Source organism: Streptomyces sp. NPDC050997, assembly GCF_040660135.1.
Lineage (GTDB): Bacteria > Actinomycetota > Actinomycetes > Streptomycetales > Streptomycetaceae > Streptomyces.
The window spans coordinates 443,943-457,759 of record NZ_JBFAGK010000007.1; the positions used below are offsets into that span (position 1 = coordinate 443,943).

15 protein-coding genes and 2 pseudogenes are annotated in these 13,817 nt (G+C 68.7%); 10 read left to right on the top strand and 7 right to left on the bottom strand.

Going from position 1 to position 13,817, the window contains the following annotated elements; genetic code table 11:
• Positions 1-119: 119 nt before the first annotated feature.
• From AB0H86_RS19390 to AB0H86_RS19400, 3 genes are all read left to right on the top strand, one after another.
• Entirely contained in the window at positions 120-1,310 is a 1,191-nt protein-coding gene (locus AB0H86_RS19390) for a histidine kinase (RefSeq protein ID WP_362439553.1), read from the top strand.
• Positions 1,307-1,966 carry a response regulator transcription factor gene (locus tag AB0H86_RS19395; RefSeq protein ID WP_362439556.1) on the top strand — a complete coding sequence of 220 codons (660 nt, stop codon included), beginning with the start codon at positions 1,307-1,309 and terminating at the stop codon, positions 1,964-1,966. Before AB0H86_RS19390 ends, AB0H86_RS19395 begins: the two co-directional genes overlap by 4 nt.
• A gap of 246 nt (positions 1,967-2,212) precedes the next feature.
• Complete coding sequence (locus AB0H86_RS19400; protein ID WP_362439559.1) at positions 2,213-2,506, top strand: hypothetical protein; 294 nt, start codon at positions 2,213-2,215, stop codon at positions 2,504-2,506.
• A gap of 102 nt (positions 2,507-2,608) precedes the next feature.
• Here the strand turns inward: AB0H86_RS19400 and AB0H86_RS19405 are convergent, their stop codons facing one another.
• Both AB0H86_RS19405 and AB0H86_RS19410 read right to left on the bottom strand, forming a co-directional pair.
• Positions 2,609-3,292, bottom strand: coding sequence for an NAD(P)-binding domain-containing protein (locus AB0H86_RS19405; RefSeq protein WP_362439562.1), 684 nt, complete (start codon positions 3,290-3,292; stop codon positions 2,609-2,611).
• A gap of 355 nt (positions 3,293-3,647) precedes the next feature.
• Complete coding sequence (locus tag AB0H86_RS19410; protein WP_362439565.1) at positions 3,648-4,124, bottom strand: nuclear transport factor 2 family protein; 477 nt, start codon at positions 4,122-4,124, stop codon at positions 3,648-3,650.
• Positions 4,125-4,361: 237 nt separating this feature from the next.
• Between AB0H86_RS19410 and AB0H86_RS19415 the strand changes: the two genes are divergently transcribed.
• Together AB0H86_RS19415 and AB0H86_RS19420 are read left to right on the top strand one after the other, a co-directional pair.
• Complete coding sequence (locus tag AB0H86_RS19415) at positions 4,362-4,841, top strand: Rrf2 family transcriptional regulator (RefSeq protein ID WP_362439568.1); 480 nt, start codon at positions 4,362-4,364, stop codon at positions 4,839-4,841.
• 219 nt (positions 4,842-5,060) lie between these two features.
• Positions 5,061-5,531 (top strand): Tn3 family transposase, encoded by a 471-nt coding sequence (locus AB0H86_RS19420; RefSeq protein WP_362439571.1) that lies wholly within the window; start codon positions 5,061-5,063, stop codon positions 5,529-5,531.
• 41 nt (positions 5,532-5,572) lie between these two features.
• Here the strand turns inward: AB0H86_RS19420 and AB0H86_RS19425 are convergent, their stop codons facing one another.
• Complete coding sequence (locus AB0H86_RS19425) at positions 5,573-6,289, bottom strand: alpha/beta hydrolase (RefSeq protein WP_362439574.1); 717 nt, start codon at positions 6,287-6,289, stop codon at positions 5,573-5,575.
• Positions 6,290-6,485: 196 nt separating this feature from the next.
• Entirely contained in the window at positions 6,486-7,193 is a 708-nt protein-coding gene (locus AB0H86_RS19430; protein ID WP_362439577.1) for a TetR/AcrR family transcriptional regulator, read from the bottom strand.
• Between AB0H86_RS19430 and AB0H86_RS19435 the strand changes: the two are divergent.
• Positions 7,117-7,599, top strand: a pseudogene (locus AB0H86_RS19435) (transposase); the annotation flags it as partial. The gene AB0H86_RS19430 and the pseudogene AB0H86_RS19435 overlap by 77 nt on opposite strands.
• A gap of 143 nt (positions 7,600-7,742) precedes the next feature.
• Here the strand turns inward: AB0H86_RS19435 and AB0H86_RS19440 are convergent.
• Both AB0H86_RS19440 and AB0H86_RS19445 read right to left on the bottom strand, forming a co-directional pair.
• Positions 7,743-7,829 (bottom strand): annotated as a pseudogene (locus tag AB0H86_RS19440) (RNA polymerase sigma factor SigF); the annotation flags it as partial.
• A gap of 82 nt (positions 7,830-7,911) precedes the next feature.
• Positions 7,912-8,667 (bottom strand): SDR family oxidoreductase, encoded by a 756-nt coding sequence (locus AB0H86_RS19445; RefSeq protein ID WP_362439580.1) that lies wholly within the window; start codon positions 8,665-8,667, stop codon positions 7,912-7,914.
• A 109-nt stretch (positions 8,668-8,776) separates the two neighbouring features.
• Between AB0H86_RS19445 and AB0H86_RS19450 the strand changes: the two genes are divergently transcribed.
• From AB0H86_RS19450 to AB0H86_RS19465, 4 genes are all read left to right on the top strand, one after another.
• Positions 8,777-9,400, top strand: a complete 624-nt coding sequence (locus tag AB0H86_RS19450) for a TetR/AcrR family transcriptional regulator (RefSeq protein ID WP_362439583.1) — start codon at positions 8,777-8,779, stop codon at positions 9,398-9,400.
• Between the two features lie 129 nt (positions 9,401-9,529).
• Entirely contained in the window at positions 9,530-9,940 is a 411-nt protein-coding gene (locus AB0H86_RS19455; RefSeq protein WP_362439586.1) for a helix-turn-helix domain-containing protein, read from the top strand.
• 590 nt (positions 9,941-10,530) lie between these two features.
• A complete protein-coding gene (locus tag AB0H86_RS19460; RefSeq protein ID WP_362439589.1) occupies positions 10,531-11,454 on the top strand; it encodes a zinc-binding dehydrogenase in 924 nt (307 codons plus the stop codon).
• Positions 11,451-11,933 carry an SRPBCC domain-containing protein gene (locus AB0H86_RS19465; protein ID WP_362439592.1) on the top strand — a complete coding sequence of 161 codons (483 nt, stop codon included), beginning with the start codon at positions 11,451-11,453 and terminating at the stop codon, positions 11,931-11,933. The genes AB0H86_RS19460 and AB0H86_RS19465 overlap by 4 nt, the downstream gene beginning before the upstream one ends.
• A 603-nt stretch (positions 11,934-12,536) precedes the next feature.
• Here the strand turns inward: AB0H86_RS19465 and AB0H86_RS19470 are convergent.
• A complete protein-coding gene (locus AB0H86_RS19470) occupies positions 12,537-13,676 on the bottom strand; it encodes a GNAT family N-acetyltransferase (RefSeq protein ID WP_362439594.1) in 1,140 nt (379 codons plus the stop codon).
• Positions 13,677-13,817 lie beyond the last annotated feature (141 nt).

The window sequence follows — 13,817 nt, forward strand, 5'->3', positions numbered from 1 at the left end:
GGGCGGCTTCGGCTGAAAGTCGGTGTTGGCGGGCGTTCGACCTAGACCAAAGTCTGTGGTTTCCCCGGCGGACTCCTCGGCGCTGGGCCCCCGCCGGCGGCCGCTCTACCTTTGCCCTTGTGAGTGGTGACCGGCGTGAGAAGATCGTCGACCTCGGCGTTGTCGTACTGACGGCCGTGCTGTCGGCCGCTCTCTCCTATGTCCAGACCAGGGGGAACCTGGCGCTGAGCCCGGCATTGGGTTCCGGCTCCTGGCCGTTCGGCACACTGAGTTTCTCGTCGCCGCTGCTGCTCGGTTTCACCTGGGTGGTGAACCCGATCTCGCTGGTGTCCACCGGGATGCTGTGGTGGCGCAGGCGGTGGCCGACCGCTGTCGGCGTCGTCGCCCTGGCGGCCGCTGCCGTCACCCCGGCCGTGGTGCCCCTGGTCGTGGCGCTCTTCACGGTCGCCGTCCTCAGGCCACCGCGCACCATCGTGACCGTCGCCCTGCTGGGGCTGCTGCCGATCCCCGTCTACTTCCTGACGTACTCCTATGTCTCCGGGGCGCTGCTCGCGAACGCGGTGATCCTTGCGGTTCTGATCGCCGCCGCTATCGGCTGGGGGCTGTTCGTCCGGTCCCTGAACGACCGCACCGAACGGGCCGAGGCGGAGGCCGTGCTCCGTGCTCGGCGTGCCCAGCGTGAGGCCAGGGAGGACATCGCCCGGGAGATGCACGATGTCCTGGCCCACCGGCTCTCCCTGCTGAGCGTCCACGCGGGTGCTCTGGAGTTCAACTCCGGCGCGTCCGCGCGGGAAACCACCCGTGCCGCCGCCGTGATCAGGGAGAGCGCACACCAGGCACTCGAGGATCTGCAGGTGGTGCTGCAGGTGCTTCGTTCGCCGACGGAGGATCCCGCCATCGATGGCACCAGGCCCCCGCAGACCGGCCTTGCCGAGGTGCCCGACCTGGTCAAGGAGTCACAGGACGCCGGCCTGCGGGTCGACCTCGACATGCGCTGCGCCGAGCCGGACGGTCCAGCGGGTATCGCCGGACTCACGGCCTACCGGATCGTCCAGGAAGGACTGACGAACGCCAGAAAGCACGCCCCCGGTGCGCCGGTCAGGATCACGGTGGATGGCGGCCCCGGCGACGGGCTCAGCCTGCAGATGACCAACCCTGCCGGACGCGGTGCCACGCGCGACGGCATCCCGGGTGCCGGCCAGGGGCTGATCGGCCTTGAGGAACGCGTCACGCTGGCCGGCGGCAGGATCAGCCACGGCATGGCCGGGCCGGACCATGTGCTGCGGGCGTGGCTACCCTGGCCCGCATGATCCGTGTGCTGCTCGTCGACGACGACCCGCTGGTCCGCTCTGGGCTCCGCCTGATGCTCAGCGGCGCCGGCGACATCGAGGTCGTCGCCGAGGCGGGGGACGGCGGCGAGGTCTCCGCACTGGTCGACGAGCACGCCCCCGACCTGGTGCTGATGGACATCCGGATGCCCGAGGTGGACGGCCTGGAAGCAACCCGGCTGCTCCGAGCCCGCCCCCATCCGCCGGCCGTCGTGATGCTGACGACCTTCAAGGCCGACGAGCAGGTCCTCAGCGCCCTGTCCGCCGGCGCGGCCGGTTTCCTGCTCAAGCACTCCTCACCGGCCGAGATCGTCGCGGCGGTGCGCCGGGTGAAGGCGGGTGAGCCGGTGCTCTCACCCGCGGTGACCGAGCAGCTCATCGCCCGTGTCACCCAGGACCACAGGACGGACCGGCGACCGGAGACCACCGAGGCACGCACCCGGCTCAACCGGCTGGGCGAGCGGGAAAGGGAAGTCGCGGTCGCCGTGGGACAGGGCAAGACCAACGCGGAGATCGCAGCGGAGCTGTACATGAGCCTGGCCACCGTCAAGGCCCATGTCTCGCACATCCTCACCAAGCTGGAACTGACCAACCGGGTACAGATCGCCCTGACCGTCCACCACGCGGGTCTGGTCTGACCGCCGCAGGGCCAGTCCCTTCCGGATCTCCGGAGTGTGCGAGGCACAGCGGTCCTGTGCCGTGGACGTGATACCGCCGGGCGGCGCCCTCCACCTCGATGCTGCGGGTCCCGACCTCCGCACACAGATCACCGAACTGCAGAGACAGCTGTGGGAAGCCGAGACCCACCTCGAACTCCTGGCGATCACCCGGAAGACCGACACCGCGCTCGGTGAACGGCTCCCCACCCACCCGTTCTCGCCCGCATGCCCGAACATCCGGACTACCCCCGCATCCCCGCCGTCTCCAACGAGGTCACGGGCCCCCTCCGGGCCCGTGACGTCTGCGACGCCCTCGACCAAGAACTGCTGCCGAAGAACTTCGAAGGCAACCGCGCCAAGCTGAAACGCCTCGTCAAACTCGATGTCCTCACCGAAGTCGACACCGGTAGCTTCACCAGGAAGCAGCAATCACCCCGCAACCGGCAACCCTGCCCCAGCCTCACCCGGAAAGGAACACCAACTCACGGACTGTCCTCTGATGGCTCCTGCGGCGCCTGACCTGCCGAATCTGTTCGTGCCAATGCTGTTGGGGGCGGGCGACGTCGCCTGCGCACGCGCCGCCGACGCCACGGTGCTCCGAAGCCGGCAGGCGTTCGTGGCTCAGCGCCGTGCGGACGCCAGCGCCGCGCCGATCTCGGCGGCAGAGGCGGGAGCGGCCGGCTGGTTCAGGTACTGGTCGTTCTTGGTCGCCGCGTAGGGCGCGCAGAAGACCGGAGTGCCCACGTGTGAGCGCCAGCTTCCGGTGAGCGGTCCCATGTCGACGGAGTCGTACCCGAGCAGCGAGAGCAACTCGGCGGCGTGCTTCTTTGCGTCCGGGTCGTTGCCGGCGATCGGCAGGGTGGTGCGGTCGGCCGCGTCCACTGGCCGCGGCAGTGCCGCCAGGTGTTTGTAGTTGATGTTGTTGAACGCCTTCACGACGTGCGCCTCGTCCAGGTGTCGCTGGAGCAGTTCGCTATCGGTGAGTTCATGCGTTTCGAGTTCCGGGATGATGCCGTCACGCGGGGCCCAGTAGTTGCCGGTGTCGATGACCGTTTTGCCGGCGAGGGGCTTCCGGGGAACCTTCCCGACAGCGCCGACTGGGATCGTCACGACGACCCAGTCACCGGCGGTTGCCGCCTGCGTGGGAGTGGCCGCACGGGCCCGCGGCCCCAGTTCGTCCACGAGGTCGAAAAGGGTCTGCGGCCCCCGCGAGTTGCTGAGCACGACGTCCAGGCCGGCGTCGACCGCCAGACGGGCGAGCGTGCTTCCGATCTGTCCACTGCCGATGAGTCCAAGTGTCGCCATGCCTGGGACGACCTCCCGGTTGAGTGCCGATCCGCACGAGTGCCTGTCGTCGGTCCCCGAAGTGGGAGTCGTGCGATCAGCAGTGACTGTTGAAATACATCAAGAACCGCGGCCCCGCTCCGCCCCGGCGAGCGGGGTCTTCGCCTGACCGGGGCCGCGAGAGGGCGGAACGTGCCGTGCGTGGCTGCGGAAGAGGCCGCCGTGAGCCCGTACCGCCGCCGGCGTGTGACGGATGTGTCCCGGTCACGCGGTCGGCCGGTGTTCACACCGGCCGGCCGCGGAGCGGCTCATGTCCGGTTCGGCAGCTCTCCTCCGCAGCCCGCTGTGCGGGCGTGGGGAACGGGCCGCAGCGTGATCAGTAGACGTAGGGGATGTCGTGCAAGACGCCCAGGTGACGGATCCGCCAGACACCGTCGGTCCGGCGGAAGCTGAAGCGGTAGTACCCGGACTCGATGGGCTTGATGGTGCCCTGGGCGCCGAAGGTGCCCTCGGGCCACCCGCCCTCGGGCTTCCTGATTCCGACGACGTCGAAGGTGATGAACTGGGTTTCGATGCTCGCCTCGTCGCCGTCGACGGAGACCAGGTGGTCGTAGGTGGTGTGGTGGCTCCAGCCCAGGGGCGGGTGCGGCGCCATCGACGTGGACATGGCCTCTGCGATCTGCGCTCCTCCGGAGAGGGTTCCCAGCAACTCATCCCCATCGGGCCCGCGGTGGTAGTGGACCGAGACGTCTGCGTCGGCCTCGAAGAGCTCTGCCAGCGCCTTGCCGTCGCGCTGGTCCGCGGCCCGGGTGTATCGGGAAACGATCTCCCTGATCTCGTTCTCGGTGCTCATGACGTTCTCCGGTTCTCTCTGTGATGCCCGGCGGTGCCGGGGCTTGTAGGGCAGACGGGCGACCGGTCGCTTGTGCGCTGCAGGCGGGCCCCGCTGTGCGCTGCAGGCGGGCCCCGCGAACGCAATCTGCATGTGTAAAAAATACATATCCTTGGGCTGAAGCGCAACTGTAAGAGTTGCTAATATGGCGGCGCCGGGAGCCACCCGGACCGAGCGGCGGATGAGAGGGGTACGAGCATGCTGGACGTGAGGTTCTCCAGCGCGCTGAAGGCCATGCTCCTGCTGGGCCATGCCGAGGAGGAGGGGAGTCCCGTACTCAGCTCCACCCAGCTCGCCAGGAGTCTGGACACGAACCCGAGCCTGGTGCGCAAGCTGATGGTCCCGCTGGTGCAGGACGGTCTCGTCGCGTCCATCAAGGGCCGCAGCGGGGGTGTCCGCCTCGGTCGGCCCGCGGACCAGATCACATTGGGAGAGATCTACCGCTCATCCATCGGCGACAAGCCGCTGTTTGCCCCCCGGCGGGAGGGGCCTCTGGAGTGCCTGGTCACCAACCACTCCGCTGAGTACTTCGCCAGGCTCACCGCCGAGACCGAGGCAGCCGTCCTCGGCGCATTGGCAGGTCGCACCCTCGCCGACAGCCTCGACGAGTTGCGCGCCATCGACCGGGCCGGCGGTGCTCCCGCTTCGGAACTGCCGCTCGCCGCGGCCCGTCATTAGCCGGGCTGGTTGGTTCAGGGGCCCGCCACCTGGGATCGGCGTCGTCCCGGCACGCCGGTCCCTGCCGGGTGGGGGCAGGTCCGGGGCGGGGTTGGACGTTTTCCGCGCCAGTGGCGGAGGAAGTCCAGCGCCGGCGCCGCGAAGGACTGGTTCGAGCCGGCCATCGTGACGGATCGTCGCTGCCGGGCCTGCCCTGTACTGCTGCCGACCCGGGCAGGAGTGTCGGCGGCAGAAGAGCGTCTCTTCCCACAACTCGCCAGGCCGCGACGCCGTCCGCGCGTCTCACCAGCCCGTCCACTCGTACGACCTGCTGCGGATGATGACCAGCGGCGACCGCATGACCGGTCTCGGCGACGCCTTCGCCCACTACGGCCGTATCTTCAAGACCCTGAACCTGCTGCAGTCATCGACTCCGAGGCAAACCGGCGCATGATTGGCGTGCAGCTCAACATCGGCGAGGGACGCCATGCCCTGGCGCGGAGCATCTTCTTCGGACGGCTCGGTGAACTGAGGCACGCCCAGCGGGAAGGGATGGAGGATCAGTCGGGGGCGCTGGGCATGGCGCTGAACGCCAATTTCCACGGCCGTTACCCGATTGTCCGCTCCCATGGCGACGGTGCCCTGCGCGCACTGCGCGATCCGAACACGGAACAGGAATGGGAGTGTCGTCCACAATTGGAAATCGGCTGATATTTCACACCCATGCGTCCGAGGACCTCATTCACGCGCCATCAGTCGTTCAGGATCGCCTTGGCGACCTCGTCGGGGTGGGTCAGCATGCCCTCGTGGGTCCCAGGAACCATGACGGGTTCGAGTCCCAGCCGGGCCGCGAACTCGGTGCCGGGTCGGGGAAGCGCGTGATCGTCCTCGCCGAGGATGTACAGCGCAGGAATTCCAAGCTCGCTCACATCGGGCACGTCGAGTGAGTCCAGGAAATAGTCGCCGGGCTGCGGCGTCAGCAGATCTGCCACCAGACGCTGGGTCCCCTCGTCGACGTCCTGCATGAAGATGCCCTGGACGAACTGCAGCGTGGGCGGGATCGCACGCGTCGGGGATGCGTCGATCAGCCCCCGCAGCATCGCCGCCGCTTCCGGAGGATTGTCCTCCACCATCGACCTACCCCGCACGGGAACCTGCGCAGCGTAGTAGACAACCTTGGAGACCCTGCCCGGCAGACGGTGCGCTGCGCCGGTCAGCGGATACCCACCCCAGCTGTGACCCACCAGAGTCACATCGGACAGACCCAGCCCCTCCACCTCGGACACCACATGGTCCACCGCATCCTTGAGTCCAAGACCCGTGGGATCGTCACCATCACCCAGGCCGGGCAGAGTAAGGCAGATCGCACGATGCCCCGCGGCACGCAGCCGTTCGGCAACCGGACGCCAGGACCACCCCCCATGCCAGGCACCTGGGATCAGTACATACGTAGAGCCTTTGCCACTCATTTTGATCCTTTCCCAATTGAAGGTTTGTCCTCAGCGAAAAACAACGGAACAACGGAAGGCAGTCGTTGTCCGAATCAGGTGATTCGCCTTCACCTGTGATGTGGCCGACCGGCGTTACCGGTCTTCGAACTTGATGGGTGCGGCCGCGCAGACGCCCCTCCGCGCGGCCGCCGCCCCTCAACTTCGAAGACCCGCGTCACCCGGCCGGGCGGCGATAGGCGCCGTACCACCAGATTCTGCCGAGCTCACGGGCCAGTGCGGCATCGCCGCTCCCGTCGTCCACGCTGATGTGCCGGGCGATGGCCTGGGCTCCGCCCCAGACGATGACCCTGCTCGCGGCCACGGCATCAAGGTCGGACGGCGTCGCCCCGGCTTGCTGCTGCTCCACGAGCGTCGCGAGCACGGCCTCGTCGAATCCCTCCAGGCCGGCCGTGTAGAAGTCCCGTACCTCCGGGTCGTAGGAAGCGACCTCTCGGACCGCGGAAAGCACCGGGTGGTATGCCCGGTGGAGGGCGAGCACGTCCTCGAAGAACGTCGTGTACCTGGCCGCGCCGTCCTCGCCCGCCCCCGGGTCCCACTGCCTGGCCAAGGTCAGAGAAGCGTCCCTGACTTTCTGTGCGAGCCGCTTGAGGATGTCCGGCTTTCCCTGGAAGTACGCGTAAAACGTAGCCCGTGACACGCCGGCTTCTTCGATGATGCGCTGAACGCTGATCTCCGTGAAGGATTCACCGGCGTCGAGGAGCCTTTCCACCGACGAGAGCAGCTTCGCCTCTGTTGCCGCGGACCGCCGCTCGTGATCATGGGTTCGGCGTCGCGTGACCGACGACATGGTCGCCTCCCGGAATGTCGCGAACGGTGCTCGACTGGCGTGGTGCCGGTCTGTCCGGCCGACCAAGAGCAGCATACGGGGTGTTCATACAGTCTGTTCAGATGACACCGGATTCGTGAAGAGGGGCGCCACCTCCGCCGGGGTGCAGCGCCAGTACTCCGGCACCGGCGGGCGCACGGAGAACTGCCAGATCGGCGTTTTCGCCGCCCACACGACACCCGCGGGCCGCGCGCTGGTGGACCGGGAGCTGTATCTGCCCAAGTCCTGGACGGGTGATCCCGACCGATGCCGTGCCGCCCGGGTGCCGGCCGAGCGCGAGTCCGCCACCAAGGGCGCCCTGGCCAAGGCCATCGTGCCGCGGGCTCTCGTCTCCCCACTGCCGATCTCCTGGGTGACCGCGGATGCCGCTTACGATCAGGAAGGGCGCTTCCGCCGGATGCTTGAGGTGGCCGGCGTCGGCTATGTGCTCGCGATGCCCAAGACCGGGTTTCCCGGGGCTGGCGCCGAGCCCCAGGCCGCCGCGCTCGCGGAGCGGTTGGAGCGTCTCCCGCTGCTGCTCCATCAAGCGGGCCTCTACGTGTAGCGGGCCCACCGCAATCCCCCGTGGCCGGACAAGCCTCGATGCTTGCTCTCGCCGACCACCGTCGGCGTCGCGTACGTCGAGAACTCGACACCGCGCTCTGGGCCGAAGCGGTCGACCGACTTGATCAGCCGGGTGGGCACTGACATACCACTTCATCAGGTGTGACCTCGGCGTAGCCGTCGCGGCTCTCCCCGCCGCACCGCCGTGCCACTACACCGCGGTGAATCCGCCGTCGACGGTGAGGGTGGCGCCGTGAACCTGGGACGCCTCGTCGCTCGCGAGGAAGACGACGGCGGCGGCCACCTCCGCCGGGGTACCGGCGCGGCGGGAGGGCGTGCCCGCGATGATCGGGGCCAGGTGCTCCTCCATCGCCGCCACCTTCTCCGTCAGCGTGGGGCCGGGAGCGACGGTGTTGACCCGGACGCCGTGCGGCCCGTACTCCGCGGCCCACGACGCGGTGAGCGAGTGCACGGCCGCCTTGGTCATGCCGTAGAGCGCCGAATGCGCCATGCCCCGCATGGCGTTGATGGACCCCAGGTTGACCACGGCGCCGTGGCCGCGCTCGGCCATGGGCGGTACCAGCAGGCCGGTGAGGAGGAACATCGACCGCACACTCACGGCCAGCGCCTCGTCGATGGTCTCCTGCGCAACCTCGGCGGTAGGGGTCGGCGCGAGCAGGAGCGCCGCGTTGTTGACGAGCACGTCGATCCGCCCGTCGGCCGCGGCGACCGCGTCGGTGGCGAAGCGGCCGATCACATCGGCGCCCGCGGACAGATCCGCCTTGACGAAGGCCGCCGCACCGCCGTCCTTCTCGATGTGCGCCACCACCTCTGCGCCGCGGCGCTCGTCACGTCCGCTGACGACGACGAACGCGCCTTCGGCAGCCAGGGCTGCCGCGATGGCGGCGCCGATACCCGTGGTGGAGCCGGTGACCAGGGCCGTCCGCCCGGTGAGTCGCTGGATCATGATGCCGTGCCTTTCTGTATTGAACCGGTCTGTACCGACCCGGCTGGGAACAGCAAATCTGCCACCCAAAAAATGGACCTTCAAGTCCAGAAAGTGCCAGGATGGCGGCATGGCACCACGACTGACCCCCAAGGGCGCGGCCACCAGGCAACGCATCATCGAAGGAGCCGCGGAGGAGATCCGCGAGCGCGGCGTGACCGAGACGACCCTGGACGACATCCGCGCCCGCACGGCCACCAGCAAGAGCCAGCTCTTCCACTACTTCCCCAGCGGCAAGGAGGAGCTCCTGCTCGCCGTGGCCCGGCACGAGGCCGGCCGCGTCCTGTCCGACCAGCAACCCCACCTCGGTGAGCTCACCTCTTGGCAGGCCTGGCGCAACTGGCGGGACGCTGTCGTCGACCGCTACCGCAGGCAGGGGCAGCAGTGCCCGGTCAGCGCGCTCATGTCGCAGCTGACACCCGCCACGCCCGGCACGCAGGCCGTCACCAGACAACTGATCTCCTCGTGGCAGGCCCAGATCGCGGCCGGTATCCGGGCCATGCAGGACCAGCGCGAGATCCCGCTCAGCGTCGACGCCGACCGCGCCGCGGCCGCCCTGCTGGCCGGTATCCAAGGCGGCGTCTTGATCATGATGTCCACCGGCTCCCTCACACACCTCGAAGCGGCCCTCGATCTGGGCATCCACCAGCTCCTGGCCCCGCCCGTGCCGGTACGCGCGACGCCGAGGGGCTGACCGGCCCGCGGGCGCACGCGCAGGCATTCTTCCTTTCGTGTGATTCGAACGCCACGAACGCCAAGTTGGTTACGATCGATTGGTAAGTAGGCACTTTGAAGTGCGTTGCACTCCTGACGGGAGAGATGGATGGCCACCACGACGAAGTTGGCGCGCCGAATCGAGCCGGGCACGTATGAGGCGTACATGCATGACTGTCCCGCGGTGGCGTTGCTCTCGACGATCAGCAACCGGTGGGTGAGCCTGACGATGTGCACCCTCGGGTCCTACGGCGATCCGATGCGTTACAGCCACGTCAGCCGCGAGATACCGGGCGTCAGCCAGAAGATGCTCACCCAGACCCTGCGCATGCTCGAGCGCGACGGCATGGTGAAGCGGACGGTCACACCATCTGTGCCGGTACGTGTCGACTACGAGTTGACCCCGCTCGGGCAGGGCCTGTACGGCCTGCTGTCCCAGGTACGCGACTGGGCCGCCGACAAAACCGATGAGGTCGACGCGGCGCGGACCCGCTACGACACCCGGCAGACCGACCAGTAAAGACAACACAAGCCCCCCGCGGGCTGTGCTCCTGCGCCCGAACGGGATGACCGGCCTCATCGTCAGCGACTGCCGCGGGGCCCCGAACATCATCACTGCAGGTCAGGGGCCCATATCAAGACTCGTGCATGACGCGGCTGAGCACATGATCGGACTGCGGCCCTCCACGTCGTGCACGGCGGCGGGGACTCTGGTGGGCTGTGGACGGCAGCTGGTCGCAGTCCGGCGGGGACGATGCCCGTCGTCGTGCCCGAACTCGGCGACGGACCTGCCAGGGCGTGGATCGCCGCAGGAGCCGTTCCGGGAGCGTGCTCAGGTGGGTGGGGAATGCCTCGTTCTACTCCACGGCGGATCCCGGGTCGTTCCAGGTGAACGCAAGGTCCGGGTGAGCCTCTTCTGGCCGGGGGCAGTCATCCGTGCACGCCTCGTACGTTCCGGGCCCGACCCGGCGCGCCGACTTCACCTTGGTGGCCGTCTGCCCGACCAGGGGCGTAACGCACTTTAAAGTGCCTACTTACGAATCGATCGTAACTTGCCTAGCGTTCGTAGCGTTCCTGACGTTCGAATATGCAAAGGGAAGAGCGAAGATCATGCGCGCTGCAGTCGTGAAGAAGGTCGGTGGACCCGAGGCCGTCGAGGTCCTGGAGGTCCCCCTCCCGGAACCAGGTCCCCTGGAAGTCCGCATAAAGGTCGCGGCCGCCGCGCTCAATCCCGCCGACGCCGCTGTGTGGGCCGGGGTCTTCGCGCAGCCGGAGGGCATGGAGTACGCCGGTCTGGGGCTGGACGCCGCCGGGACGATCGACGCGGTCGGTCCAGGCGTCCTGCTGTCCGTCGGAACCCCGGTGATCGCGTTCGACGCCACGGTGCTGCGCCCGACGAAGGCCCAGGCCGAGTACCTCGTGACCGACCTGGGTTCCATCGCACCCGCCCCACAGGGCATGGACCTGACGCTCGCGGCGACGATCCCCCTCAACGCGATGACCGCCTCACTGGCCCTGGACCACCTCCCGCTACGCCCCCGCGACACTTTGCTGGTCACGGGCGCCGCCGGGGCCGTTGGCGGCTACGCCGTCGAGTTGGCCAGGACGCGAGGCGTGCGGGTCGTCGCGCAGGGCCGGCCCGATGACGAGGATTTTCTCCGCGGTCGTGGCGCCACCTGGTTCGTGTCGCGCGAGGAGGAACTGAGTGAGGCGGTGCGCCGGTTCGTGCCTGAAGGCGTGGACGGCGTGCTCGACGCGGCGGCGCTGGGCGCCCCTGCGCTGGCGGCTGTCCGCGACGGCGGCATCCTCGTGAGCGTGAGGGGCGACGTGCTGCCGGCGCCGCAGCGGGGCGTGGTGGTACGACACACGACCGCCGGCCCCGAAGCGACCCGCCTCTCGTACCTCTCCGCGCTCGCCGAGGTGGGCGTGCTGACGCCGCGCGTGGCGCAGACCTACCCCCTGTCACAGGCCGCCGAAGCCCACGCCCAGCTCGCCCGGGGCAGCCGGCGCGGCCGGATCGTGCTGGTGCCGTGACCGACACCGACGGCACCGGAAGGGACCCGATCGTGAAGAAGGCCCCCACTGTCACCGCGGTGACCAGGATCTCCGCTCCGGTGGAGGACGTGTGGCGCGTGCTCGTGGCGTTCGACCGGTACGCGCAGTGGCACCCGGTTCTGTCCCTCGACGCGAAGCCCGAACAGGTCGTGGTCGGGGCGGACATTCCGGGCCGCCGCTCGGGCGGCGACACCGGTCAGCAGGACGTCACTTTGAGGATCATCGACGTGCGGGCCCCCCACCGGCTGGTCTGGGAAGGCGGTTCGCTCGACGCGATCCTCGGCAGGCACTCGTTCGTGCTCACCCCACAGCCGGACGGCACCACCGAGCTCACCGACTCCGAGGAGTTCTTCGGCGCTGCCGCCGCCGAACTCATCCCGGCACTCGACCAGTTCACGCAGGAGTACTCCCGATACGGCGCCGCCCTGCGCGCACGCGTGGAGGGTATGTCCGGCTGACGAGGTCGGCGAGCTGCAGTAGGACGTCAAGGAAATGTATGCCGGACTGTCCGGCGACCACGGAGCAGGTCGCATGGTGGAGTTGCCGCGGCCCGCAATCGCCCGCGTCGACCTCGGCCTGACCGACCCACAACCGCACCGCGGTCTCGGTCGGATCGAAGTCTTGGCGACCCGGCCGACCGAGCGGCGAGGTCCGCCAAAAACGGATCAAGCCCGGCCGGTGGCTCAGCCGATCTCGAGGACGACGCGCGCTCGGCCCGCGCGGCCGAGGCGCGGCGGTCGCTTGACGCGAATGGTAGAGGCGCGGCGGGTCTTGAGGCTGCCTGGCGGTCAGTGCCGGGGCGCGGTTGCCATCACCTTGGCTCCACGGCCCAGCGGCCCGACAGGACCTGAATCCAGGGCCGGACATGCTGCGATCCAGTGTGAAAGCCTGGCAACTTCCCCGGCCAGCCCTGATCCCCGACGTGCGCATCGTGCGCCTGACAACCCCTCGGATACTGGTAAGGCATGTGCGGGAAACCGCTACTCGCCCTACGTGCCTGACCGTCCTCCAGAACCAGAGATAACGGGTGAAGTCATGGCATACGTCACAGTCGGGCGGCGTCACCGCTCGGCGGTCGGGGATTGGGTCCGCTCGGAGTCGGTCCGGCTCGACGAACGCAACGTGCCGACCGTCCGCAGCAGCCGGTCGGCCGGATCGCGCAACGCGGGATGGGCCAGGACCGTGTTCCGCAGGCCCCGTACCGGCCTGCGCCACAGCCGGTGGGCCGCCGCCACCGGGTGGCGGCGGCTCGCGAACCCCTCGCCCACCCGCAGTTCGCGGGTCTTGAGCCAGTCCTTGTACTCCTTCTCGCCGCGCCCCATGTCCATGAGCCGCACACCGTGCCGGGCCGCCGCCTCGGCCAGCCGAAGGTGCATGATCAGGCCGGGCGAGTAGTAACGGAGATCGGGGTCGTACGCGGTGAACCAGGCCGCGAACACCGTGCTCGACGTCGGCCCGAAGTGCGCGGCCACCGGCCGGTCACCGGCGTACAGCACGGACAGCACACCGGTGAAGTGCTCCTCACGCACATGGAACAGATGGTTCGTCAGATCGACTATCCACGGCCGGGCGAAGCGGTCCATCCGTCCCGTCCTGCGGTACTGGGCGGACTTCCACCCCATCAGCGTCCGCAGTGCCCGCGGGTCGCGTTCGTCGTAGACGAACCGCACCTCGCCCACGTCACGGGCCAGCCGGCGCTCCTTCTTCAACGTCGTCTTGGCCAGCCCGGGGTACGCGCCCCGCAGCCACGCCGGGTAGTCGCCGTCGCCGGGCTTCAGGTCGACCACCGGTGACGCGAACGTCCCTGTGACATGTCTGCCGAACGGTTTCTGCTCCTCGACGAGATGGTCGAACTCGAAGATGGACAGCCCACATGCCCGCAGGAGTTCGTCGGAGTCCCAGGTGACCCCCGGACGGTGCACCAGGGCCTGGCAGTCGGAGAGACCCAGACCGATGGCCCGGCCCACCCCGAGGGCGTTGCGCTCGAACGGCAGGAAGCCCACGGGCTCGCCGCCCTCCCGCAGGACCGCCACCCGGGCCCCGCCTCGATGTCTGCCTACCCCGATCGCGAACTCCGGCGCGAGGAACGGGTTGGCGTACTCCGGCGACTCGTCCATCGCCCGGTGCCAGGCGCCACGCAGCGACGCGTCCAGTTCACCGGTTCTGTGGACGGTGATGTCCAGTCTGGTCATGGTTCGCATGCGCGACCGCTCCCCCCGGAAAGCCGAACTGTTCGGCGAGGATCAAACGTCGCGAAACAGCACGCACGCTGTCAAGGTGTCTGCCGCAACGGGTGATTCGAGCTTGCTGTGAGCCTCGTCGATCACGCCACGCGCGGACAG

Coding starts and splice junctions, on each gene's coding strand:
- AB0H86_RS19395 (WP_362439556.1), top strand. CDS start 1,307: ATGATCCGTGTGCTGCTCGTCGACGACGACCCGCTGGTCCGCTCTGGG.
- AB0H86_RS19400 (WP_362439559.1), top strand. CDS start 2,213: ATGCCCGAACATCCGGACTACCCCCGCATCCCCGCCGTCTCCAACGAG.
- AB0H86_RS19405 (WP_362439562.1), bottom strand. CDS start 3,292: ATGGCGACACTTGGACTCATCGGCAGTGGACAGATCGGAAGCACGCTC.
- AB0H86_RS19410 (WP_362439565.1), bottom strand. CDS start 4,124: ATGAGCACCGAGAACGAGATCAGGGAGATCGTTTCCCGATACACCCGG.
- AB0H86_RS19415 (WP_362439568.1), top strand. CDS start 4,362: ATGCTGGACGTGAGGTTCTCCAGCGCGCTGAAGGCCATGCTCCTGCTG.
- AB0H86_RS19425 (WP_362439574.1), bottom strand. CDS start 6,289: ATGAGTGGCAAAGGCTCTACGTATGTACTGATCCCAGGTGCCTGGCAT.
- AB0H86_RS19430 (WP_362439577.1), bottom strand. CDS start 7,193: ATGCTGCTCTTGGTCGGCCGGACAGACCGGCACCACGCCAGTCGAGCA.
- AB0H86_RS19445 (WP_362439580.1), bottom strand. CDS start 8,667: ATGATCCAGCGACTCACCGGGCGGACGGCCCTGGTCACCGGCTCCACC.
- AB0H86_RS19450 (WP_362439583.1), top strand. CDS start 8,777: ATGGCACCACGACTGACCCCCAAGGGCGCGGCCACCAGGCAACGCATC.
- AB0H86_RS19455 (WP_362439586.1), top strand. CDS start 9,530: ATGGCCACCACGACGAAGTTGGCGCGCCGAATCGAGCCGGGCACGTAT.
- AB0H86_RS19460 (WP_362439589.1), top strand. CDS start 10,531: ATGCGCGCTGCAGTCGTGAAGAAGGTCGGTGGACCCGAGGCCGTCGAG.
- AB0H86_RS19470 (WP_362439594.1), bottom strand. CDS start 13,676: ATGCGAACCATGACCAGACTGGACATCACCGTCCACAGAACCGGTGAA.